A 21,935-nucleotide genomic window follows, 5' to 3' on the forward strand; every position below is an offset into this window, starting at 1 on the left:
CCACGGGCCCGGCCCTCAGGACGGCGTCAGCGGTCCCCCGTGAGGTCGAGGTCGCCGCCGCGCGGCTCGGGCGCGGTCCCGACGGGCCGGGTGCGGCGCCACGGACGGACGAGGGGCCGGGAGATCCCGCGCCACCACGGGTCGGAGGGCAGCCTCCCGGCGGGTTCGAACGGCTCGCCGGGGCGGGGGAACGCCACCGCCTGGCCCGCCTCCCCGGCCGCGTCCCTCGTCCACTCCCCGGGCTCGGCCCACGGGTGCGGGGCGAGGTTGAAGGTGCCCCAGTGGATCGGCAGCAGCACGCCGTGCGGGCGCCCGCCCTGGAGGTCGAGATGGGCGCGCAGGCCTTCGGCGGGGGTCATGTGTATGTCGGCCCAGAACTCCGAGTAGGCGCCGAGCTGGATCATGGTGGCGTCGAAGGGTCCGTGGTCCGCGCCGATGTCCCGGAAGCCGGAGAAGTACCCGGTGTCGCCGCTGTGGAAGACCCGGTGCTCGGGCCCCTCGGCGACCCAGGAGGCCCAGAGGGTGTGCTGCTTGTTGCGCAGGCCGCGGCCGCAGAAGTGGCGGGCGGGGGTGGCCGTGAGGCGCAGGTCGCCGATCTCCGTCGACTCGTTCCAGTCCAGTTCCCGCAGCCGGGAGGCCGGTACGCCCCAGTGCTCCAGGTGTGCGCCGACGCCGAGCGGCACCGCGAAGAGGGTGTCGGTGGTGGCGAGCTCCTTGATCGTCGGCAGGTCCAGGTGGTCGTAGTGGTCGTGCGAGATCACGACCGCGTCGACCGGGCCGAGCGCGGCGAGCGGGGCGGGCACCGGGTGGAGCCGCTTGGGGCCGGCGAACGGAAACGGGGAGCAGCGGTCGCCCCAGACCGGGTCGAACAGGACGCGGTGGCCGTCGATCTCCGCGAGGACGCCGGAGTGTCCCGTCCAGGTGAGGCGCAGGCCGGTGGCCGGGGGGCGTGCCAGGTCGGCCACGGTGGTGGGGTGGACGGGGATCGGGCCGGCGGGGGCCCTGCTCGCGCGGCCCTCCTTATCGAAGTAGACCTTGGCCAGCGCGACGGCGGAGCCGGACGGGCCCCGTCGCGCCTCCTCGGGGTTCTGAAAGATCCCGTTCCTGAAGTTCGGGGAGCGGCGGATGCGGGCGAGGCGCTCGCCGGCGGGTTCCGCGCCGAAGGACTCGGGGCGCGGCACGCGCGGCCGGGTCCCCGGTGAACGGTCTGGGCCTGTACCGGTCACAGGACCTCCTGATCTCTGGGGTCGTTCCATTATGGGCGGCCCGTGAGCGGAGGGACGGGGCGGTGCCGGCCCCGGCGGGCGGCGGCGACCACGGACGGTGCGGGGGCGCGTACGCGCCGGAGCCTTCTTTGATCATGCTCTTGTCATGTGCTGTGTAGGCTGCCGGGCGTGACGAGAGTGCGGTTGAACGTGGCCGAGCGGCGGGAGGAGCTGCTGCGGGCCGCCGTGGAGCAGATCGAGGCGCGCGGGGTCGCGGCCGTGCGGATCGCCGACGTGGCCTCGGCGCTCGGCGTGAGCAACGCGCTCGTGCTCTATCACTTCGCTTCCAAGGAGCAGCTGGTCGCGGCCGCCTTCGCGCACGCCGCCGAGGCCGACCTCGCCCATCTGCGGCGGCTGCTCGGCCGGCGCACCACGGCGGTGCGGCGGCTGCGATCGGCGGTCCGCTGGTACGCCCCGAGCGGGCAGGCCAAGGGCTGGCGCCTCTGGATCGAGGGCTGGGCGGCCTCGCTGCGCGATCCGGAGCTGCGCCGGGTCGCCGCCTCCCTCGACCAGGAGTGGAAGGCGGCGCTGACCCGGGTGATCGCGGAGGGGGCCGACGCCGGGGAGTTCTCCTGCCCTGACCCGGCCGAGGCGGCCTGGCGGCTCACCGCCTTCCTCGACGGCCTCGCCGTCCAGACCACCGCCTACGCCGGCTCCCTCTCCCGTACCGCGATGCTCCGCTGGGCCGACGCCGCCCTCGCCCGGGAACTGGGCCTCCCGGGCGGGGAGGCCCGGGGGTGAGGGGAGCGGGCGGCCCCGCGGGGTCCTGATCCGTCGGAGCCGGTCGGCGGGGCCCCGTCGGAGCAGCCGTCAGAGCAGTTCGAAGACCGCCGAGACCGTGATCTGCTCCTCGATCTCACCGGGGGCCGTGGGGACGCCCGTGTCCTCGGCGGAGAGGGTGGGGGCGGCCCCGCCGGGACCGGGGCGCACGGACTCGCCCTCGCTCAGCGAGACGAGCCGGCCGAGCCGGTGGCCGCTGAGCCGGGCGTGCTGCGCCGCCTTGTCGTACGCGTCCCGGAAGGCGGCCTCCCGCGCCTTGGCCCGCAGCGCCGACGGGTCGGCCACGTCGAACACGACGCCGTTGATCCGGCCCGCGTCCCGGGTCGCGTCGTTGACGGCGCCGACGACCTGCCCGGTCCTGTCGATGTCGCGGACCTTCACGGAGAAGGCCTGGCCGGCCTGGTAGCCGGTCACCCTGCTCTCCCCCTCGGCGCTCTGGGTGTAGACCGGGGCCAGCGAGAGGCTGTCGGTGCGGATGTCCCGCTCGGCGATCCCCTGCTTGTACAGCACCGCGAGGAGGGCTTCGGCCGCGGTCTTCTGCGCCGCCATCGCCTCCTTCGCCGTCGCGCGGCCGGCCTCGACCCCGATGGACAGGATCGCCAGGTCGGGCGCGGCGGCCGCGCGTCCGTGCCCGGCGACGGTGACCGTGGCGGGCGCGGCCTCACGGGCGGCGGCGGGCAGGGGCGTCCCGGCGGGCGCGGCGGCCAGGGCGGGGGCGGCGGTGCCGGCGAGGAGGCCGCCGAGTACGGCGGTGGCGGCGAGCAGACGGGCGGTGCGGGCGGCGGCGCGTGGCCGGCGGGTCGTCACAGGCGGTCCCTTCGGATGTGGATGCCGGGGCTCCGGCGGGCACATCCCAGCACCCGGCGCCGCCGCTCCCCGTGCGCCACTCCTGACCGGCGTCCCCGTCTCCCCTGTCCGTACCAGCCGGTTACCGCCACCGGGGCACGCGGCTCAGGTCTGGACGAGCGGTTCGTACGCCTCGGGGCGGAGGCCGAAGGTCCAGGCGACGCCCTCCCGCGCGGTCCGGGTCGCGGGCGGCACCCGCAGCCAGTACGTGCGGTGGGTGCCGTCCGGTTCGGGCGTGGAGTTCACGACCTCGACCATCGCCACGTCCTCGTCGTCGTCCAGGCCGATCCGCCACAGGACGCCCGTCTCGTCGCGGTGCTCGTGCCGGGCCCCGGAGGCGGCGAGGTAGCGGTCGTAGCCGTAGTGCTCCAGCATCACGCGCCGCAGTTCGGCGTTCTCCTCCTCGCGGATCCGCTCGGGGGTGAGGCCCGGGAGGCCGGCCAGGAAGGCGGCGGAGACCGCCATGCCCCGCCAGGCGTGGAGGGCGAACCCGTCGGGGTAGGCGAGCGCCGGCCCGTCGCCCCGGTCGAGGCGCCCGGCCTCGTCGCGGTGGAGCTCGACGGGCCGCTCGCAGACCACGGCCACGTCCTCGTACGGCCACCACCAGCCCGCGTGCGCGGCGACGGCGGCGAGCCCCGCCAGGCGCTCGCCGTGCCCGTCGAAGGCGGCGAGCCAGGCGGCGTCGTGCTGGCCGAGGACGGCGTCGAGCAGGACGAGCCGGACGCCGTCCTGGCCTCCGCCCCTCTCACCCGCCGCCTCGCGGGCCTGCGCCACCACGGCCCGTATCCGGTCGGCGAGGGCCCGGTTGAGGTCCCAGAGCGCCGCCCCCGTCGCCTGCCAGTGCGCGGCCCAGCCCGCCGGGCCGAGCGCGTCGTGGAGGCGGCGGCGCTCCTCGGCCCACGGCCGCGTGCGCACCTCCTCCCGTACCGAACGGCCCCGGTCCGCCAGGCCGTCCAGGAGCGCGACGGCGGCGAGCGGCGAGTCCGCCCAGAGGACGCGGCGCGGCTCGGCGAGGCCCGCCGTGCGGTAGGCGAGCCGGACGCCGGCCTCGGCGGCGGCGCGGTCGGCGGGCCCGGTGGCCGCGGCAACGGCCCGCCACTTGTCCTGTGCGGTGGTGCGGTTCATGTCTCGGTGTCCCCCGGATTCCTCTGGTGACCTGGATCGGTCGGTCGATGTGCGGGTGTGTCAGTCGGCGACGATCCGGTAGGCGCCCGGCACGTACTCCCGCTGGCGCACCACCCGGTACCAGCCCTTCGGCAGCGGTATCGGGGCGTGCTCCTCGTGCACCACCCGGCCGCCCTCGGGCAGTTCGAGCAGGAAGGGGCCGTGGGGCCCCGGCTCCCGCACGAGCCGGCCGGGTCCGGGGATCGCGTGGGCGTGCCCGGTGACCTCGCCGAAGGCGAGGACGAGACGGCCCCGGGCGTCCCTCGGCTCCCCCGCCGCCGTCCTCGCGCGCTCCGGAACGGCCGTCTCGTCGACGGACACGATCAGCACGTCTCCCTGCCGGTACATGGCTGTCCCCTCCCCGTCCGGCGCGGTCGGCCGGTCACGGGAACGACGCTAGGGGCCGCCACTGACAACCGCCCCGGTCCCGACCCGTACGGCGCACCCGACCCGCACGGCGCACCCGACCCGGTGCGGAACGAACCCGGCGCACCCGGTCCCGTACGGAACGGCCCGGCGCGCGCCCGTACGGCACCCGGCGCGGAAGGCCGTCGGCGCGGCTTGGTAGAACTCAGGGGTTCAGCGACCCGCGCCGTCCGTTCTCTGGAGCACCGTCATGACCATCGGCCACCACCTGCAGGAGTTCCACGGCCTTCCCGTCTTCGACTTCCCGGACGCGGCCGCGCCGGTCGAGCTGCCCGACGCGGCCGGGGTCGCCTGGCGGATCTCCGCGCCGACGTACTCCGACCCCGGGGACGAGCGCTGGGGCCCGCGCTTCGAGCGGTTCCTGAAGGCGGTCGACGCCTCCCGGGTGCGCGCGCTCGTCGTCGGCGGCTGGGACGAGCCGTACGAGACCTCGTCCGCCGGCATCGTGACCGCCCTGATGGGCGCCAACAACCGGCTCACCGGCCTGGAGGCGCTCTTCCTCGGCGACATGACCTTCGAGGACTGCGAGATCTCCTGGATCGTCCAGTCCGACGTGACGCCGCTGCTCGCCGCCTACCCGGCGCTGCGCGAGCTGGGCGTGCGCGGCGGCACGGACCTGGTCTTCCCGCCGGTCCGGCACACCGCCCTGGAGACCCTGGTGGTGGAGGCCGGCGGTCTGGGCGCCGAGGTCGTGCGCGGGATCGCCGGCAGCGACCTGCCCGCCCTGGAGAACCTGGAACTCTGGCTCGGCACCGACGAGTACGGCGGCGACAGCACCCCCGAGGACCTGGCGCCGCTGCTGGCCGGCACGTCCTTCCCCGCCCTGCGCCACCTGGGCCTGCGCAACAGCGTGATCGAGGACGCGATCGCCGCGGCCGTGGCGGGCGCGCCCGTCGTCGCCCGGATCGAACGGCTCGACCTGTCCATGGGCGTGCTCACCGACGAGGGCGCGGCGGCCCTGCTCGATGGGCAGCCCCTGACCCACCTGGCGTACCTGGACCTGTCGCACCACTACCTCTCGGAGCCGATGCGGGAGCGGCTGCGGGCCGCGCTCGTCCCGCACGGCGTGACCGTGGTCCTCGACGACGCGCAGACGCCGGAGGAGTACGGCGACGGCGAGGTCCACCGGTACGTCGCGGTCGCCGAATGACCCCCGGCCCGCGCCCCGTGGTCGTCGGCGTTCCGGCGGGCCGCCGCGTCGCGTTCTTCCAGGACGCGCTGCGGTCCGCCGGGCTGCCCGGGGCGCGGGTCGTGTCCTGGCCGGACGCGCTGCGGGGCCGGGCCCGGTTCGCGGCGGGCGAGACCGTGCGCCTGGACTCGCCCGGTGAGGAGCCGGAGGCCGACCGGCTGCTGCGCGGGGTGGACGATCCGGCCCGGGTCGAGGGCACCGGCCGCTGGTACGCGCGGTTCACCGCCGCCGTGGCGGAGCTCGCCCGGAGCGTCGAGGAGGCGGGGGCGGTCCTCGTGGACGACCCGGCCGAGCTGCCGGTCCTGTTCGACAAGCGGCTGACCCACGGCCGGCTGCGGGCGGCCGGCGTGCCGGTTCCCGCGTCGCCGACCTCCGGCGCCGCCGCGCCGGCCGTGCGCGGCTGGGCGGACGTCCGGGCGCTGACGGCCGGGGCGGGGATGCGCCGGGTGTTCGTGAAGCTCGCGCACGGCTCCTCCGCCTCGGGGGTGCTCGCGGTGGAGACGAACGGCGCGGGCCGGGTCCGGGCCACCACCTCGGTGGAGCGCGATCCGGCCGGGCGGCTGTTCAACTCCCTGCGGGTGCGGCGCTACACGAGCGAGCGCGAGGTCGCCGCGATCGTGGACGCCCTGGCCCCCGACGGCCTGCACGTCGAGCGGTGGCTGCCGAAGGCCGTCCAGGACGGGCGGGCCGCCGACCTGCGGGTGGTGGTGATCGACGGGCGGGCCACCCACGCCGTGCTCCGCACCAGCCGCTCCCCCCTGACCAATCTGCACCTGGGCGGGGCCCGGGGCGACCTGGACGCGGCCCGGGCCGCGATCGCCGCCGCCGGGGCGCGGTGGGCGGACGCGCTGGAGGTGTGCGAGCGGGCCGCCGCCGCGTTCCCCGGCACCCGGTGCGTGGGCGTCGACCTGCTGCCCGCGTCCGGCTGGCGCAGCTTCGCCGTGGGCGAGGTCAACGCCTTCGGCGACCTGCTGCCCCGGCTCACGGGCCTGCCGGGCGGCGGGGCCGAGGGCCTCGACACCTACGCGGCCCAGGTGGCCGCGCTGTTCCCCCGTACACCTTGCGACTCAAGCACCACAGGAACGAGCACCGCGTGAACCAGCCCGACATGAACGCGATCGTCGGCAGCCACGACCTGCTCCTGGTCACCCTCGACACGCTCCGGTACGACGTGGCCGCCGAGCTGGCGGCCGAGGGCCGCATCCCGCACCTGGCCCGGCACCTGCCCGGCGGGGTCTGGGAGCGGCGGCACGCGCCGGGGAGCTTCACCTACGCCTCCCACCAGGCGATCTTCGCCGGCTTCCTGCCGACGCCCGCCGCGCAGGGGCCCCATCCCCGGCTGTTCGCCGCCCGGTTCGCGGGGAGCGAGTCGACCGCCGACGGCACCTGGGTCCACGACACACCGGACTTCGTCTCCGCCCTCGCGGCCGAGGGCTACCGGACGGTCTGCGTCGGCGGGGTGGGGTTCTTCAACGGGCAGCCGCCGCTCGGCTCCGTACTGCCCGGGCTCTTCGAGGAGAGCCACTGGGAGCCCTCCTTCGGCGTCGCGTCCCCGACCTCGTTCGAGTCCCAGGTCGCCCGCGCCGAGGAGGTCGTGGCCGGACTCCCCCGCGAGGAGCGGCTCTTCCTCTTCGTGAACGTGTCGGCGCTGCACCAGCCCAACTGGTTCCACCTGCCGGGGGCGACCCGCGAGGCGGGCGACTCCCGGGAGACGCACGCGGCGGCCCTGGAGTACGTCGACCGGCACATCGGGCGGCTCTTCGCCGCGATGGGCTCCCGGCGCCCGTGTTTCGCGATCGTCTGCTCCGACCACGGCACGGCGTACGGGGAGGACGGCTTCACCGGTCACCGGCTCGGCCACGAGGTCGTGTGGACGGTGCCGTACGCGCAGTTCGTCCTGCCGGGCCCGGACGGGGAGGCCGCCGCGTGAGCACCGCCGACCGCGCCCGGGGAGGCCGCCGCGTGAAGACCGCGGAGATCCCCGCCCCCCGCCCGTACCGCAGCTACGTCTACGCCTACCCCCACAAGACCGCGTACCGGGAGCTGACCGATCCCCCGGAGCTCGCCGCGCTCTGGGCCGGGGAGCCGAAGGACGCGCTCTCGCTCTACGCGCACGTGCCGTTCTGCGAGGTCCGCTGCGGCTTCTGCAACCTCTTCACCCGGATCGGCGCCCCCGGCGAGCTGACCACCCGCTACCTGGACGCCCTCGACCGGCAGGCGACCGCCGTGCGCGAGGCGCTCGGGGACGCGGAGCCGGTGCGGTTCGCGACGGCCGCGTTCGGCGGCGGCACGCCCACCTTCCTGACCGCCGGCGAGCTGGAGCGGCTCTGCGACATCGCGGAGCGGCGGATGGGCGCGGACCTGCGGGCGGTGCCGCTGTCGGTGGAGACCTCGCCCGCGACCGCGACCGCCGACCGGCTCGCGGTGCTCGCGGAGCGGGGCGCGACCCGGCTGAGCATCGGGGTGCAGAGCTTCGTGGAGGCCGAGGCGCGGGCGGCGGTCCGGCCGCAGCGCCGCGCGGACGTCGAGGCGGCGCTCGGCCGCATCCGGGACACCGGCGTCCCGGTGCTCAACATCGACCTGATCTACGGGATCGACGGGCAGACCGAGGAGTCCTGGCGCCGCTCGCTCGACACGGCCCTGGCCTGGCGGCCCGAGGAGCTGTACCTCTATCCGCTGTACGTCCGGCCGCTGACCGGTCTGGGCCGGACGCCCCCGGAGGACGACCGGGAGTGGGACGGGCGGCGGCTGCGGCTCTACCGGTACGGCCGGGACCACCTCCTGGAGCGCGGCTACGAGCAGGTGTCGATGCGGATGTTCCGGCGGCGGGACGCGGCGCCGTCCGGTCCCGACGACCACGCGTGCCAGACGGACGGGATGATCGGCCTGGGCTGCGGGGCGCGTTCGTACACCTCGGCCCTGCACTACTCCTTCGACTACGCCGTCGACATGCGGGAGATCCGCTCGATCATCGACGCGTACACGGAGACCGGGGACTTCTCGCGCGCCCGGGTCGGCCGGTGGGTCGACGCCGGGGAGGCCCGGCGCCGCCATCTGCTGCAGTCGCTGCTCCAGGCGGAGGGGATGCCGGTGGCCGGGTACGAGGAGCGGTTCGGGTCCTCGCCGTTCGCGGACTTCCCCGGGGAGCTGGCCCGGTTCGAGGCGCTGGGCTGGCTGGACGGGGAGGCGCCGGCGGGGCTGCTGCGGCTCTCGCCGGAGGGGCTCGCGCACTCGGACGGGCTCGGTCCGGAGCTGTTCTCGCCCGGGGTGCGGGCCGCGATGGCCGCGTACGAGCCGAAGTGAGGGGGCGGCCGTGGACCTGACGCTGCTCTACCGGGGGCCGCTGTCCTCCTGCGACTACGACTGCCCGTACTGCCCGTTCGCCAAGCGCCGGGACGGCCGCGAGCAGTTGCGCGCGGACCGGGCGGCGCTGGAGCGGTTCACCGGGTGGGCCGCCGGGCAGACCGGGGACCGGCTGCGGATCCTGTTCACGCCGTGGGGCGAGGGCCTGGTGCGCTCCTGGTACCGGCGGGCGCTGGTCGAGCTGTCGCGGCTGCCGCACGTCGAGCGGGTGGCGATCCAGACCAATCTGAGCTGCCGGACCGACTGGCTGGCGGAGGCGGACCGGGAGGCCGTGGCGCTCTGGTGCACGTACCACCCGGGGCAGACGCCGTACGAGCGCTTCCTCGGCAGGTGCCGCGACCTGGCGGACCGGGGCGTCCGGTTCAGCGTGGGCGTGGTGGGGCTCCCGGAGCACCGGGAGGAGGCGCGGAGGCTGCGGGAGGCGCTGCCGCCGCACGTGTACCTGTGGGTGAACGCGGCCGAGGGGCACGCGTACACCGACGCGGAGGCCGACGGGTGGACGGAGCTGGACCCGCTCTTCCCGTACAGCCGGCATCCGCACCGCTCGGCGGGGCTGCCCTGCCGGACCGGCGAGTCGGTGGTGTCGGTGGACGGCGGGGGGACGGTGCGGCGCTGCCACTTCGTCAAGGCCGAGCTGGGGAACCTGTACGACGGTTCGTACCGCGCCGCCCTGCGTCCCCGCGCCTGCCCCCTCGCCGTCTGCGACTGCCACATCGGCTACGTGCACCTGGAGACGCTGCCGCTGTACGACGTGTTCGCGGGCGGGGTCCTGGAGCGGATCCCCGCCGCCGTCCCCCCGCCCGTCCCGCCCCGGACTACAGGGGCATGAGGTCCCCGAGGGGCATCAGGTGGGGGCGCTTGGCCTCGACGTGGTCCCCTGAGCTCTCGCCGCGCAGCCGGCGCCCGATCCAGGGCACGAGGTACTCCCGCGCCCACTGGATGTTGTCGCGGCGCACTTCGAGGGAGCCGCGCGGCGGGACCGGCGGCCACGCCTGGTCGGGGTCGGCGGGCACCGGCAGGCCGAGGACCTGGGCGGCGCGCAGGGCGACCCGGGTGTGTCCCTCGGGCGAGAGGTGCAGCCGGTCGTCGTCCCAGGCGCGCCGGTCCTGCACGGACCTCAGCGACCACAGGTCGAGGACCGGGCAGCCGTGGCGGTCCGCGATGGCCCGGACGTGCGCGGTGTAGGTGGCGATCTTGCCGCGCAGGTGCCGGAGCACGGGGACGTCGCGGGTGTCGAAGCCGGTGGTGACCATGACCGTGCCGACGGCGGAGGTCAGGTCGGCGACGGCGCGCTCGAAGCGCTCGGCCACGTCGTCCGGGTCGGTGCCGGGGCGGATGATGTCGTTGCCGCCCGCGCAGAAGGTCACCAGGTCGGGGGCGAGTTCCTTCGCCCGGGGGACCTGTTCCGCCACGATCTGGTCGAGGAGGCGCCCGCGTACGGCCAGGTTGGCGTAGCGGAAGGCGTCGTGCTCCGGCAGCTGGTCGGCGAGCAGGACCGCGAAGCGGTCCGCCCAGCCGACGTACGTCCCGTCGGGGCCGGGGTCTCCGACGCCCTCGGTGAAGCTGTCACCGATCGCCGCGTACGACCCGAATGCGTTCTTGTCTCTTGATCTCGAATCGTCTGCCACGGGGGCACATCCTTCCCTTTCGCATGTGACCTACGCGACCGTAAGGAGGGGTTGACGACGGGTGATATATGCCACCGATAAAGATTCGCCCAAGTCGGAACAGGCCGGCGGCCCGGCACGTACGTGCCGGGCCGCCGGAAAGGAATGCGCCGGGGGGTCAGACGGAGACGCCGTGCTGGCGCAGGTAGGCCAGCGGGTCGATGTCCGAGCCGTAGTTCGGCGTGGTGCGGATCTCGAAGTGCAGGTGCGGGCCGGTGGAGTTGCCGGTGGAACCGGAGAGGCCGATCTGCTGCCCGCCGCTGACGCTCTGCCCGGCCGAGACCGAGAGGGAGGAGAGGTGGGCGTACTGCGAGTAGTTGCCGTCCGCGTGCTGGATGACGACCTCGTTGCCGTACGAGCCGCTCCAGCCGGCGGAGACGACCGTGCCGGCGCCGACGGCGCGGACGGTGGTGCCGGAGGAGGCGATGAAGTCGACGCCGGTGTGGTAGCCGGAGGACCACATGGAGCCGGAGGCGCGGTACGGGGTGGAGAAGCCGCCGGTGACGGGGGCGACCCAGCCGGAGGAGGAGGCGGTGGAGCCGGTGGAGCTCTTCTCCGCGGCCTTCGGGGCGGTGGTGGCCGGGGCGGCGGCGCGGCGGCTCTCGCGGGAGGCGCGGGGGGCGTCGTCGCCGTTCTTCCCGGCGCTCCGGGCGCCGGTGGTGCTCTTCGGGCCGGTGGGGACGGAGCCCTTGGCGCCGATGGTGAGCTTCATGCCGGGCATGATGAGGGAGGGGTCGGCGCCGATGGTCCGGCGGTTGTCCTCGTAGATCCGCTGCCAGCCGCCCGCGAGGTGGTGGTCGGCGGCGATCTTCGACAGGTAGTCGCCGGGGACGACGGAGTACGTCCGGGGGCCGCTCTCCGCGGCGGCCTTCGAAGGGGCGGCCTTCGCGGGGGCGGCGGCCTTCGCCGCGACGGGCTGCGCGGTGACGACGGACTGGACGGAGGCGGCGGCCGGGGCGGCCTGCTCGGCGGCGTGGGCCCCGGTGGCGCCGAGGAGCGGAAGGGCGACGACGGCGCCTCCCGTACCGGCGGCGGCGAATCCGCGGGTGAGGGGGTTGTTCTTGGGACGGCGGTGCTTACCCTTCGCGGGCATGGCGAATCCTCTCCGGCGCCTGCGAGGTGAGCTGTCGGGTTCGGACTGGAGATGTCCGGCCGCGCTCTCGCGCGACTTCACCCCTAGCCGTCCTGCGTCGCGGGACCGGCGTACTTCCTTGGGTCCCCCGCTCCTGCCACGCATGGGATGGGTGGAATTCCGGACGGTGGCAGGATTCGGCGGTCCGTCCGGATTGAGCGTGACGCTAGACGAGCGGGGTCGGCGCGAACAAGCCGTTGTTCCTCACCGGTATTCCGCCCTAGATCGTTCCACCGGAATTCCGGTCACCCTCCGTGGACGGCGGTCCTCCGACTCCCTTTTCCCGTAAGGAAATCGCGCCGGAACCCCGGCCACGATCCGTCACTTCTATGACGCTGCTCACGCGTCGAATCCCATCTCGCCTGCAATCAGGGCGCGTTATGCCCAATGGCTTAATTCGGACAGATCACCCATTCCTGTCCGAGGGGGTGCGCCGCGCCGCTCCCGCCCGGATGATTGCCCCCGGAACCGATTTCACCTCGGCATCCGTACGACGACATCTCCAGGAGCATCCGTGACGCAGCAGCAGGTCCCGCCCATCGACGCCGCCGAGCCCGAGCTGACGGAGGTCCGCAACTTCCGGGACGTGGGCGGTCTGCCGACGACGGACGGGCGCGCGGTCCGTCCCGGCCGCCTCTTCCGCAGCGGCCACCTCGCCCACGCGACCGAGGACGACGCCGCCTTCCTCGCCGGTCTCGGGCTGCACACGGTCTTCGACTTCCGCAACGAGGCCGACCGGCGGATCGAGGGCCCGGACGTCGAGCTGCCCGGCGTGCGGAACGTGAACATACCCCTCAACGACCCGGCCGACGGCAAGGAGTTCTGGAAGCTGGTGCGCGACGGCGACACCGTCCAGCTGCGGGAGGTCCTCGGCGACGGCAGGGCCGCGGCCCGGATGTCCGATTCGTACCGGCGCATGGTGGTCGAGCGGACCGCGGAGCACAGCCGGATCCTGCACTCCATGGCGGAGGAGAGCGTCCCGGCCCTGATGCACTGCGCGGCGGGCAAGGACCGGGCCGGGCTCGCCGTCGCGATCACCCTGCTCGCCGTCGGGGTCGAGCGGACCGCGATCGAGGCCGACTACGTGAAGTCGAACGAGCCGCACCGCCGCTACAAGGTGCGCCGCAGCTCCACCGCCCCGGACGCCATGGGGCCCGAGGTGATGGAGCTGCTGAGCCCGCTCTTCGACGCGCGGGCGGAGTACCTGCGGGCCGCCTTCGAGACCATCGAGACGACCTGGGGCTCGGTGGACGCCTACTTCGCCACGGGCCTGTCGCTGTCCCCGGAGACCCGCGAGCTGCTGCGGGAGCGCCTGCTCACCGAGGCGTAGGGCCTGTCCGCCCGGGCCCTACTTCGCACCCATCGCGAAGAGCAGGTAGAGGAAGCCGGCGAAGAGGTGCCCGGCGATCAGGTAGGCGAAGAGACGGAGCACCAGCCCCTTGGGGAACTTGCCCTCCCCGCGCTCCTCGCCGGTGACGGGTACGGACTTCTCGGACATGTCGGCCCTTTCCTGAAGAATCGTCACGGAAGAATCGTTACGGCGGTCAGCGCCGGTGCGGGGTCCCGTCGCCGAGGCACAGCTCGGCGACGGGGCTCTGCACCAGGGTGTGGACGAAGAGCAGCTCGGCCCCGCCCTGCGTGGCGGCGCCGATCCGGTGCGGGGTGAGCGAGTCGAAGTGCGCGCTGTCCCCGGGGTCGAGGACGTGGACCGCCTCGCCGAGCGCGAGCCGCACCCGCCCCTCCAGGACGTGGATCCACTCCTCTCCGGCGTGGACGCGCACGATGTCGGCCCGGGTGGCGTACGGCACGTGGACCCGCAGGCACTGGAGGGCGCGCCCGGCGCCGCCCGCCTGGCGGTAGATCCAGCCGTCCGCCTCGACGGGCTCGGAGCGGCCGGCCCGGACGACGGGGTCGCGCTCGGGGGGCACCTCTCCCAGGAGCTCGGAGACCGTCGTACCGTAGATGCGGGACAGGGCGAGCAGCATCGGCAGCGAGGGCTGCCGGTTCCCCGTCTCCAGGCGCGAGAGGTGGGCGGGCGAGAGGCCGGCCCGCCGGGCGGCGGCCTCCAGGGTGAGGCCCCGGCGCCGGCGCAGGGCCCGCAGCTGCGGGGCGACGTCGGGCAGGGCGCCGGAGGCGGCGGGGTCCGGGGAGGTGTCCCCGGGGACGTGGTCCATGCGTCCATTCCGCCAGGATCGTGCCTCTGAGGCAAGTTTCTTGCCCCAGAGGCAAAACCCGGAGGGTCCTTTCCGGTCAGCGCTGCGCGACCGCCTGCCTGACCAGGGTCTTCCCGAAGTCCCACATCAGGCCGCCCCCGCCGTGGGCCTCGTCCATGACCGCCGTGAAGGCGGTGACGAACCGGTCCACGTCCGCCTCGTCGACGACGAGCGGCGGGATCAGCTTGATCACCTCCAGGTGGTCCCCGGAGACCTGGGTGAGGATCCTGTGCCGCTGGAGCAGCGGCACGACGACCATCTGGGCGAAGAGGCCCTTGCGGGCCGCCTGGAGCATCGTCCAGCGGCCGCGCAGCCCGAGCGAGGACGGCCGGCCGAACTCGATGCCGATCATCAGGCCGCGCCCGCGGATCTCGTGCAGCAGCTCGTACCGGGGCACCAGCTCCTTGAGGCGGCCGGAGAGCAGGTCGCCGATCCGGCGCGCGCGGGCCACCGTGCCCTCGTCCTCCATCACGGAGAGGACGGCGAGCCCGGCGGCCATGGCCTGCGCGTTCGACCCGAAGCTGGCGGAGTGGACCAGGACCCGGTCCATGGACGAGTAGACCTTCCGGAAGATCCGGTCCGTGCCGAGGGTGGCGCCGATCGGCACGTAGCCGCCGGAGAGCGCCTTGGCGACGCAGACCAGGTCCGGCTCGACGCCCTCCTCGTGCTGGTACGCGTAGAAGTCGCCGGTCCTGCCGAGGCCGGTCTGCACCTCGTCCGCGATCAGCAGGGCGCCGTGCCGGCGCAGCAGCTCCTGGGCCGCGCGCAGGAAGCCGGGCGGGGCCTCGTGGACGCCCTTGCCCTGGATCGGCTCCACGACGAAGCCGGCCACGTCCCCCTTCCGCAGCTCCCGCTCCAGGGCGTCGAGGTCGCCGAGGGCGATCGCGGTGTCCGGCAGGAGCGGGGCGAAGCCGTCCCGGAAGCCCCGCTCCCCGTTGACGGAGAGGGAGCCGGCGGTGAGCCCGTGGAAGGCGTGGGCGCAGTAGACGATCCTGGGCCGCCCGGTGGCGTACCGGGCGAACTTGAGGGCGGTCTCGACGGCCTCGGTGCCACTGTTGCCGAAGAAGACGCGGTCGAGGTGGGGGCTGTGGGCGAGCAGCCGCTCGGCGAGGAGGCCGGGCAGCGGCTGGCAGTCGAAGCGGGTGAGGTCGGCGAGGCCGGCGTCCAGGACGTCGTGGAGGGCCTTGCGGACGACGGGGTGGTGCCGTCCGAGGCCCATCACGCCGAAGCCGGCGAGCATGTCCAGGTAGTCGTTCCCGTCGGCGTCCCAGAAGTGGGCGCCCTCGGCCCGCTCGTACACCTTGTCGAAGCCGATGGTGCGGAGCATGCGCGGCAGCTGGGGGTTGAGGTACCGGGAGTGCAGCTCGTACCGCTCGCCGCCGCGCTCGGCGAGCAGGGCCCGCAGGTCGAACCCGCCGCCGGTCACGCGCCGCTCACCCCGCTCACCTGCTGTTCCCGGAGGCGGTCTCCCGGACCGCGCGCAGGGACTCCTTGAGGGAGCCCATGGTGGCGAGGACGGCGGTGGGCTCGTAGCCGCAGTGCGCCATGCAGTTGGCGCAGCGCGGGTCCTTGCCCCGGCCGTACTTCTCCCAGTCGGTCTCCTCGACGAGCTCGCGGTACGTGGGGACGTAGCCGTCGCTCATCAGGTAGCAGGGCCGCTGCCAGCCGAAGAGGGAGTAGTTCGGGATGGCCCAGGCGGTGCAGGGGAAGTCGGCCCTGCCCTCCAGGAAGTCCAGGAAGAGCGGCGAGTGGTTCAGGCGCCAGCGGCGCCGGTTCCCACCGGCGAACGCCTTCCTGAAGAGCTCCCGGGTCTGCTCGACGCCGAGGAAGTGCTCCTGGTCGGGGGCCTTCTCGTAGGCGTAGGCGGGCGAGATCATCATCTCGTCGACCTGGAGGTCGTCGTTGAGGTAGTTGAGCACCTCGATGACGGTCTGCGGGGTGTCGGTGTTGAAGAAGGTCGAGTTGGTGGTGACCCGGAAACCGCGCCGCTTGGCCTCCTTGATCGCCGCCACCGCCTCGTCGAAGACGCCCTCCTTGGCCACCGACTCGTCGTGGCGCTCGCGCAGCCCGTCGATGTGCACGGCGAAGGCGAAGTACGGGGAGGGGGTGAAGTTCTCCAGCTTCTTGCGCAGCAGCATCGCGTTGGTGCAGAGGAAGACGTACTTCCGGCGGTCGACCAACTGGCGCACGATCTCATGGATCTGAGGGTGCATCAGGGGCTCGCCGCCCGCGATGGACACCATGGGGGCGCCGGACTCCAGGACCGCGCCGACCGCCTGGGCGACCGGCATGCGCTGCTTGAGGACACCCGCCGGGTGCTGGATCTTCCCGCAGCCCTCGCACTTGAGGTTGCAGGCGAAGAGCGGTTCGAGCTCGACGATCAGCGGGAACTTGTCGCGCTTGCGGAGCTTCTGTTCGAAGAGGTAGGTCCCGACCCGGATGGACTGACGGAGCGGCATGGCCATAACTCGCTCACCTCCTGGGGAGCAGCAAAGAACGGTGCCATTCGTAGAAAGCGGGAAGGACGGCACGAAGGACGCGAAAGGCTGATATTCCCCCGCGTACCGTGCCAATACGGACCAGCTCATGCTCTGGAGCGTCCACGACCACCCGGACGGCCGCAACCGGACGCGCGCCCGGCCCCTCTCCGAAGGCTCCGGCGGCCCGTGCGGTACGCAGGGTCGCGGCGGACTCCATGTCGACGGCGATCGCGCCCGTGCCGCGCAGCGCGGCCCGCTCCGGGCCCCGCACCACATGGTCGGAGCCGGACAGCGGGCCGATGTGCACGGACCGCCCCGGCACCGCCCTGACCAGGGCCTTCACCAGGAGGTCCGGGCCGGTGCACGCGGTCGTGCCGTCGGGCCCGCGGGTCTCGTCGGCGACCACCAGGTCCCCGGGGTGCATGCCCGGGGCGAGCCCCGCGCAGAACCCGGAGGCGATCACGGCCGCGTCCCAGCGGCGCCGCTCCCCCAGCGCCCGGGAGACCGCCGTCCGGGCCCGCTCGGGGCCCATGCCCGTCCGCAGCACGGTGACCGGCCCGGGGGCGCCGCCCCGGTCGCCGCTGCGCAGGGCGAGCTGCTCGATGCCGAGCGCGCAGGCGATCAGGAGCGGCGGGGTGGCGGCGCCGGGGGCGGGCGCGCGGCCCATCACCCCTCCTTGCGGAGCGACGGCTCCCCGTGCGCGTAGCGGCCGAGCGCCGTGAGGGGGAAGACCTGGCGGTAGAGGTGGTAGTTGATCGAGAAGTCCCAGGGGAACCCGGTGCCGGTGAAGTACGGCTCGTCCCACGAACCGTCCGGGAGCTGGGTCTCGGTCAGCCAGGAGATCCCCCGGCGGACCGGCTCGGACTCCCGCTCGCCCGCGGCGAGCAGGGCGATCAGCGCCCACGCGGTCTGGGAGGCGGTGGAGGCGCCCCGCCCGAGCCACTGCTCGTCCTGGTACGAGCGCAGGTCCTCGCCCCAGCCGCCGTCCTCGTTCTGCACGGAGCCGAGCCAGGCGACGGCCCGGCGGACCGCCGGGTGGGAGGCGGGGATTCCGGCGGCGGCGAGGGCGGGGAGCACGGAGCCCGTCCCGTACACCAGGTTGACGCCCCAGCGGCCGAACCATCCGCCGTTCGGCTCCTGGGCGGCGAGCAGCCACTCGATTCCCCGCCGGGTGCGCGGGTCCCCGGCCAGGCCCTCGTGGGCCAGCATCTCCACCACGTGCGCGGTGACGTCGGCGGAGGGCGGGTCGACGACCTCGCCGAAGTCGCAGAAGGGCAGCTTGTTGGGGAGGACGCTGGTGTTGTCGGCGTCGAAGGCCCCCCAGGCGCCGTCGCGGGACTGCATGCCGAGCGTCCAGCGCGCGCCCCGGGCGACGGCGGCCTCGACCCGGGCGGGGTCGGGGTGCCGGACCCGGCGCAGGGCGAGCAGGACCTCGGCGGTGTCGTCGGTGTCGGGGTAGTTGTCGTTGTGGAACTCGAACGCCCAGCCGCCCGGCGGGAGTCCGGGCCGGCGCACCGCCCAGTCCCCGGCCCGGGTGATCTCCTCGTCCAGCATCCAGTCGACGGCCTTCACCAGGGCCGGGTGGTCGGGCGGGAGCCCGGCGTCGGCGAGGGCGATGGTGGCGAGGCAGGTGTCCCAGACCGGGGACTGGCAGGCCTCGATCATCCGGGAGCCGTCCTCGCGCCGGACGGCGAAGCGGTCGAGGGACTCCAGGCCGGCCCGCATGACGGGGTGCCCGAGGTCGTAGCCGAGGAGGTGGAGGGCGATGATCGAGTAGACGGCGGGGGGCTGGATGCCGCCCCAGCAGCCGTCGTTCTCCTGGCGCTCGACGATCCAGCGGGCGGCGAGGTTCATGGCCACCTCGCGCACCGGGCGCGGCGCCACCCGGTGGTAGAGGTGCAGCGCCTTGTCGATCCGCTGGAAGATCCCGTCCCAGCCGGTCGCCGGGGCGAGCGGGCGGGGCGGGTTCGGGCGGGCCGGGTCGGTGTGCAGCTCGTCCAGGGGGAAGGGCGCGGGGCGGACCGGGCGCTTGGCGGAGACCACGGTGAGCGGCACGATCGTCTGGCGGGCCCAGCAGCCGAAGTCGTAGATGTTGAGCGGGAACCACTTGGGCAGGAAGAGCATCTCCGGGGGCAGCTCGGGCAGGTCCTCCCAGCGCCACCATCCGAAGAGGGCGAGCCAGATGCGGGTGAAGACCCGGGTGTCCGCGATGCCGCCGTGGGCGCGGACCCACGCGGAGGCGCGGGCCATGTGCGGGGCGTCGGGCGGGTCCCCGGCGAGCCGCAGGGCCACATAGGCCTCGACGGTGGTGGAGAGCTCGCCGGGTCCGCCGTAGAAGGTGGACCAGGTGCCGTCCTCGCGCTGCTCGCGGCGGACGTGGAGGGCCGCGGCCCGGGTGGTCCCGGGGTCGAGGATGCCCAGGAACTGGCGGAGGAGCAGGTCCTCGGCGTCCATGGTGACGTTGGTCTCCAGGTCGCCCTTCCACCAGCCCGCCGGGTCCTGGAGGGCGAGGAGGTGCTCGGCGGCCCGTGCCGCGGCCCGCGCGGCGGTCTCGTCGAGTCTTCCCGGGGCGGGGGCGGTCCCCTCCGGGAGGGTTCTTCCCGGGGCGGGGGCGGCCCCTTCCGGGAGGGTTCTTCCCGGGGCGGGGGCGGCCCCTTCCGGGAGGGCGGTGTCGGTCGTCTCGCCGTCCACGGCCGTCCGGGGGCTCGCGGCCCCGGCGCTTCCGTCGGTCGTCGCTGTCATGGCTTCCCCTTCGTGCAGTCTGTTTCCTTCTGCTCCTGCGGGTCTGCCGTCGGCCGGCGCCGGGTGGCACCGGCCGGCGACCGCGAACTCATATCAGGGTGATGGCGCTCACCTCTTCCGCACCACCACGAAGTCGGCCAGGGCGGTGAGCTGGGCCCGTACGCGGGCGGGCATGTCCACGTCCAGGGCCCCGATCGCCACGGCGTGCTGGCGGCGGGCCTCCTGGGAGGTCCACTCCCGGCCGCCGGCCTCCTCGATGAGGGCGGCCCGGAAGGCGAACTCCTCCTCGGAGAAGGAGGCGAAGTCGGCGGACTTGGCGTCCGCGGCGAGCAGTTCGCCGAGCCGCTCGGAGGCCGGTCCGCCGGCGGCGAGGGCGGCGACGACGGGCAGGGACTTCTTGCGCTGGCGCAGGTCGCTCCAGGTCTGCTTGCCGGTGGCCTCCGGGTCGCCCCAGATGCCGAGCAGGTCGTCCACGGCCTGGAAGGCGAGCCCGAGGTGGTAGCCGTACTCCTCCAGCTTGTCGGCGGTCCGGTCGTCGGCCCCGCCGAGGACGGCGCCGATGGAGACGGCGCAGGCGAGGAGGGCGCCGGTCTTGTTGCCCTCCATCTCCAGGCACTCCTCGACGGTGACCCGCTCGCGGTGCTCGTAGGAGATGTCCTGGGCCTGCCCGTCGATGAGCTTGCGGGTGGCCGTGGTGAGCCGGCGGGTGGCGCGCCCGGCCTCGACGGTGCCGAGTTCGAGGAGCAGTTCGTTGGCGAGGGCGAAGAGGGCGTCGCCGACGAGGATGGCCTGCGCGGGGCCGTGCACCTTCCACACGGTGTCGCGGTGGCGGCGCTGCTCGTCGCCGTCCATCAGGTCGTCGTGGAGCAGCGAGAAGTTGTGGACGAGCTCCACGGCGACGGCGCCGGGGATCCCGACCTCGGGCGCGGCGCCCGCGGCCTCGGCCGACAGCAGGGCGAGCGCGGGGCGGACGGCCTTGCCGCCGTCGCCGTCGGCGGGGTTGCCCTGGGCGTCGATCCAGCCGAAGTGGTAGGCGGCCACGGTGTCCATGGGCGGCGCGAGGCGGTCGACGGCCGCCCGCAGTACGGGGGCGGACAGGGTCCGTCCCCGCTCCAGCAGTGCGGACACGTCCGCGGTGTCGACGACCGGGTGTCCCGGCGGCGCTGTCGGCACGGTCTCTCCTCTTGTTCCGGTACTCACACTCATACCGCCTCCTGCAGCGGATGGTCATGGCGGCGGCCGAGGGCGGAGAGCGCCGCGCCCGCGGCGCTGAAACCACTGCGGACGGCCCCCTCCATGGTCGCGGGCCAGCCGGTGGCGGTCCAGGCTCCGGCCAGGTGGAGGCCCGGTGCCCGGGTGCGGGCGCCGGGGCGGAGCCGGCCGGTGCCCGGGGCGGGGTCGAACGTCGCCGTCCGCTCCCTGGTGACGAAGAAGTCGCGCACCCCGGCGCCGCGGGCGGCGGGCAGCAGCCGCTCCAGCTCCGGGAGGTAGCGCGCGCGCAGGACGGCGACGGGCTCGTCGATGTCGTCCTGGGCGGCGGACTGGGAGACGGCGAGGTACTGTCCGCCGCCCTTGAGCCCGGAGGCGTCGGTGCGGTCGAAGACCCACTGGACCGGGGAGCCGAGGGCGGTGAAGAAGGGCTGCCTCAGCACCTTGCGGTCGTAGACGACGTGCAGGTTGAGGATGGGGGCGGTGCCGATGTCGAGGAGCCGGTCGGGGTCGTCCAGGGCGCCGTCGGGCAGCAGGGCGCGGGTCTCGTGCTGCGGTACGGCGAGGACGACGGTGTCGGCCTCGACGGTCTCGCCGGGCACCTCCACGGCCCAGCGCCCGTCGCCGGTGCGGGAGATCCGCTCGGCCTTGGTGCGCAGTTCGGTGCGCACTCCGGCGGCGGCGAGGGCCTTGCCGGCCAGGGTGTCGTGGAGTTCGCCGAGCGGGACGCGGGCCCAGCCGATGTCGGCGGCGCCGGGCTCGGAGAGGAGTCCGGTCTTGAAGACCATGGCGGCCAGGGCCATGGAGGCGTTGGGGGCGGTGGCGTTGAGGGTGGCGACGCCGACGAGGTCCCACAGGGCCTCGACGGCGCGCGGGGACTGCCCGTGGCGGCCGAGCCAGGTGGCGAAGTCGATGCCGTCGAGGGCCGGGTCGGCGGGGTCGAGCCGGCTCAGGGCGAGCGCGGCCCGGCCGACGCTCACGCGCTCGACGGCGCTGAGGTGCGGGTAGGTCGCCAGGCTGCGGGCGAGGTGGAACGGGACGGGCAGGTCGTCGCGGCGGATCCGGCCGAGCCGGGGGTCCCGGCGGTGGCCGACGTCGAGGACGGGCACGTCGAGGCGGTCCTGCACGGGGGCGAGGCGGGCGCCGTCGATCCGGTCGAGGAACCAGCGGTAGGCGGTGCAGCAGCGCAGGTAGACGTGCTGGCCGTTGTCGACGGTCAGCTCGCCGCGGCGGAAGGAGAAGGCGAGGCCGCCGAGCCGGGGCCGGCCTTCGAGGAGGGTGACGCGGACGCCCGCGTCGGCGAGCTGGAGCGCGGCGGTGGTCCCGGCGAGCCCGCCGCCGACGACGACGGCGTGGGCCTGCCGGGCGCCCTGCCCGGTTGCGTCGCGGGTCACGCGGCCTCCGATCGGTTCGTCGTGGTCGGTCCCGCCGCACGCGGGGCCGACGGGGCCGGGCCGTG

The 21,935-nt window shown here is 74.5% G+C and carries 21 protein-coding genes and 1 riboswitch; of the genes, 7 read left to right on the top strand and 14 right to left on the bottom strand.

Translation table 11 applies throughout. The features are described 5' to 3' along the window. Positions 1-26 precede the first annotated feature (26 nt). The gene (locus OO47_RS09380; RefSeq protein ID WP_030215510.1) at positions 27-1,226 is read right to left on the bottom strand and encodes an MBL fold metallo-hydrolase; all 1,200 of its coding nucleotides are present in this window, start codon (positions 1,224-1,226) and stop codon (positions 27-29) included. Positions 1,227-1,394: 168 nt separating this feature from the next. On the opposite strand from OO47_RS09380, the gene OO47_RS09385 reads away from it, so the two are divergent. After that, entirely contained in the window at positions 1,395-2,006 is a 612-nt protein-coding gene (locus tag OO47_RS09385; protein WP_030215513.1) for a TetR/AcrR family transcriptional regulator, read from the top strand. 69 nt (positions 2,007-2,075) lie between these two features. On the opposite strand, the gene OO47_RS09390 is transcribed toward OO47_RS09385, so the two are convergent. From OO47_RS09390 to OO47_RS09400, 3 genes are all read right to left on the bottom strand, one after another. Then, the gene (locus OO47_RS09390; RefSeq protein WP_030215515.1) at positions 2,076-2,852 is read right to left on the bottom strand and encodes an SIMPL domain-containing protein; all 777 of its coding nucleotides are present in this window, start codon (positions 2,850-2,852) and stop codon (positions 2,076-2,078) included. 144 nt (positions 2,853-2,996) lie between these two features. Next, positions 2,997-4,016 (bottom strand): DUF6745 domain-containing protein, encoded by a 1,020-nt coding sequence (locus tag OO47_RS09395; protein WP_030215518.1) that lies wholly within the window; start codon positions 4,014-4,016, stop codon positions 2,997-2,999. A gap of 60 nt (positions 4,017-4,076) precedes the next feature. Further along, positions 4,077-4,403: a hypothetical protein gene (locus OO47_RS09400; RefSeq protein WP_030215521.1), complete on the bottom strand. Its 327-nt coding sequence runs from the start codon at positions 4,401-4,403 to the stop codon at positions 4,077-4,079. 268 nt (positions 4,404-4,671) lie between these two features. On the opposite strand from OO47_RS09400, the gene OO47_RS09405 reads away from it, so the two are divergent. The 5 genes from OO47_RS09405 to OO47_RS09425 are packed head-to-tail and all read left to right on the top strand — an operon-like array spanning position 4,672 to position 9,862. Then, positions 4,672-5,631 carry an STM4015 family protein gene (locus tag OO47_RS09405; RefSeq protein WP_030215523.1) on the top strand — a complete coding sequence of 320 codons (960 nt, stop codon included), beginning with the start codon at positions 4,672-4,674 and terminating at the stop codon, positions 5,629-5,631. Then, positions 5,628-6,767: an STM4014 family protein gene (locus tag OO47_RS09410; protein ID WP_030215526.1), complete on the top strand. Its 1,140-nt coding sequence runs from the start codon at positions 5,628-5,630 to the stop codon at positions 6,765-6,767. The genes OO47_RS09405 and OO47_RS09410 overlap by 4 nt, the downstream gene beginning before the upstream one ends. A gap of 11 nt (positions 6,768-6,778) precedes the next feature. Further along, positions 6,779-7,600 carry an STM4013/SEN3800 family hydrolase gene (locus OO47_RS09415; protein ID WP_033208612.1) on the top strand — a complete coding sequence of 274 codons (822 nt, stop codon included), beginning with the start codon at positions 6,779-6,781 and terminating at the stop codon, positions 7,598-7,600. Positions 7,601-7,647: 47 nt separating this feature from the next. Then, a complete protein-coding gene (locus tag OO47_RS09420; RefSeq protein WP_033208615.1) occupies positions 7,648-8,973 on the top strand; it encodes an STM4012 family radical SAM protein in 1,326 nt (441 codons plus the stop codon). Positions 8,974-8,983: 10 nt separating this feature from the next. Beyond that, positions 8,984-9,862, top strand: coding sequence for an STM4011 family radical SAM protein (locus OO47_RS09425; RefSeq protein ID WP_030215544.1), 879 nt, complete (start codon positions 8,984-8,986; stop codon positions 9,860-9,862). Here OO47_RS09425 and OO47_RS09430 read toward each other — a convergent pair. After that, complete coding sequence (locus tag OO47_RS09430; protein WP_030215547.1) at positions 9,849-10,661, bottom strand: SGNH/GDSL hydrolase family protein; 813 nt, start codon at positions 10,659-10,661, stop codon at positions 9,849-9,851. The two genes, OO47_RS09425 and OO47_RS09430, sit on opposite strands and share 14 nt — an antisense overlap. A 157-nt stretch (positions 10,662-10,818) precedes the next feature. Further along, positions 10,819-11,793, bottom strand: coding sequence for a M23 family metallopeptidase (locus tag OO47_RS09435; protein ID WP_030215558.1), 975 nt, complete (start codon positions 11,791-11,793; stop codon positions 10,819-10,821). Between the two features lie 3 nt (positions 11,794-11,796). After that, positions 11,797-11,957, bottom strand: a riboswitch (cyclic di-AMP (ydaO/yuaA leader). 389 nt (positions 11,958-12,346) lie between these two features. Here OO47_RS09435 and OO47_RS09440 point away from each other — a divergent pair. Further along, positions 12,347-13,162 carry a tyrosine-protein phosphatase gene (locus tag OO47_RS09440; RefSeq protein WP_030215559.1) on the top strand — a complete coding sequence of 272 codons (816 nt, stop codon included), beginning with the start codon at positions 12,347-12,349 and terminating at the stop codon, positions 13,160-13,162. Between the two features lie 18 nt (positions 13,163-13,180). Here the strand turns inward: OO47_RS09440 and OO47_RS36810 are convergent, their stop codons facing one another. The 8 genes from OO47_RS36810 to hpnE form a co-directional block, all read right to left on the bottom strand. Further along, positions 13,181-13,357, bottom strand: a complete 177-nt coding sequence (locus OO47_RS36810) for a DUF6126 family protein (protein ID WP_158708645.1) — start codon at positions 13,355-13,357, stop codon at positions 13,181-13,183. Between the two features lie 19 nt (positions 13,358-13,376). Further along, complete coding sequence (locus tag OO47_RS09445) at positions 13,377-14,006, bottom strand: helix-turn-helix domain-containing protein (protein WP_030215560.1); 630 nt, start codon at positions 14,004-14,006, stop codon at positions 13,377-13,379. 76 nt (positions 14,007-14,082) lie between these two features. Beyond that, positions 14,083-15,471, bottom strand: coding sequence for an aspartate aminotransferase family protein (locus OO47_RS09450; protein ID WP_030215561.1), 1,389 nt, complete (start codon positions 15,469-15,471; stop codon positions 14,083-14,085). A gap of 16 nt (positions 15,472-15,487) precedes the next feature. Next, positions 15,488-16,510 carry an adenosyl-hopene transferase HpnH gene (gene hpnH / locus OO47_RS09455; protein WP_030215562.1) on the bottom strand — a complete coding sequence of 341 codons (1,023 nt, stop codon included), beginning with the start codon at positions 16,508-16,510 and terminating at the stop codon, positions 15,488-15,490. Positions 16,511-16,517: 7 nt separating this feature from the next. Beyond that, complete coding sequence (locus OO47_RS09460) at positions 16,518-17,192, bottom strand: phosphorylase family protein (RefSeq protein WP_030215565.1); 675 nt, start codon at positions 17,190-17,192, stop codon at positions 16,518-16,520. After that, entirely contained in the window at positions 17,192-19,267 is a 2,076-nt protein-coding gene (shc, locus tag OO47_RS09465) for a squalene--hopene cyclase (protein WP_030215567.1), read from the bottom strand. The genes OO47_RS09460 and shc overlap by 1 nt, the downstream gene beginning before the upstream one ends. A 108-nt stretch (positions 19,268-19,375) precedes the next feature. Continuing rightward, the gene (locus OO47_RS09470) at positions 19,376-20,473 is read right to left on the bottom strand and encodes a polyprenyl synthetase family protein (RefSeq protein ID WP_051716114.1); all 1,098 of its coding nucleotides are present in this window, start codon (positions 20,471-20,473) and stop codon (positions 19,376-19,378) included. Beyond that, positions 20,470-21,870: a hydroxysqualene dehydroxylase HpnE gene (gene hpnE, locus OO47_RS09475; protein ID WP_030215572.1), complete on the bottom strand. Its 1,401-nt coding sequence runs from the start codon at positions 21,868-21,870 to the stop codon at positions 20,470-20,472. Before hpnE ends, OO47_RS09470 begins: the two co-directional genes overlap by 4 nt. Positions 21,871-21,935 lie beyond the last annotated feature (65 nt).

The sequence above is a fragment of the Streptomyces bikiniensis genome, from assembly GCF_000716625.1.
Lineage (GTDB): Bacteria > Actinomycetota > Actinomycetes > Streptomycetales > Streptomycetaceae > Streptomyces > Streptomyces bikiniensis.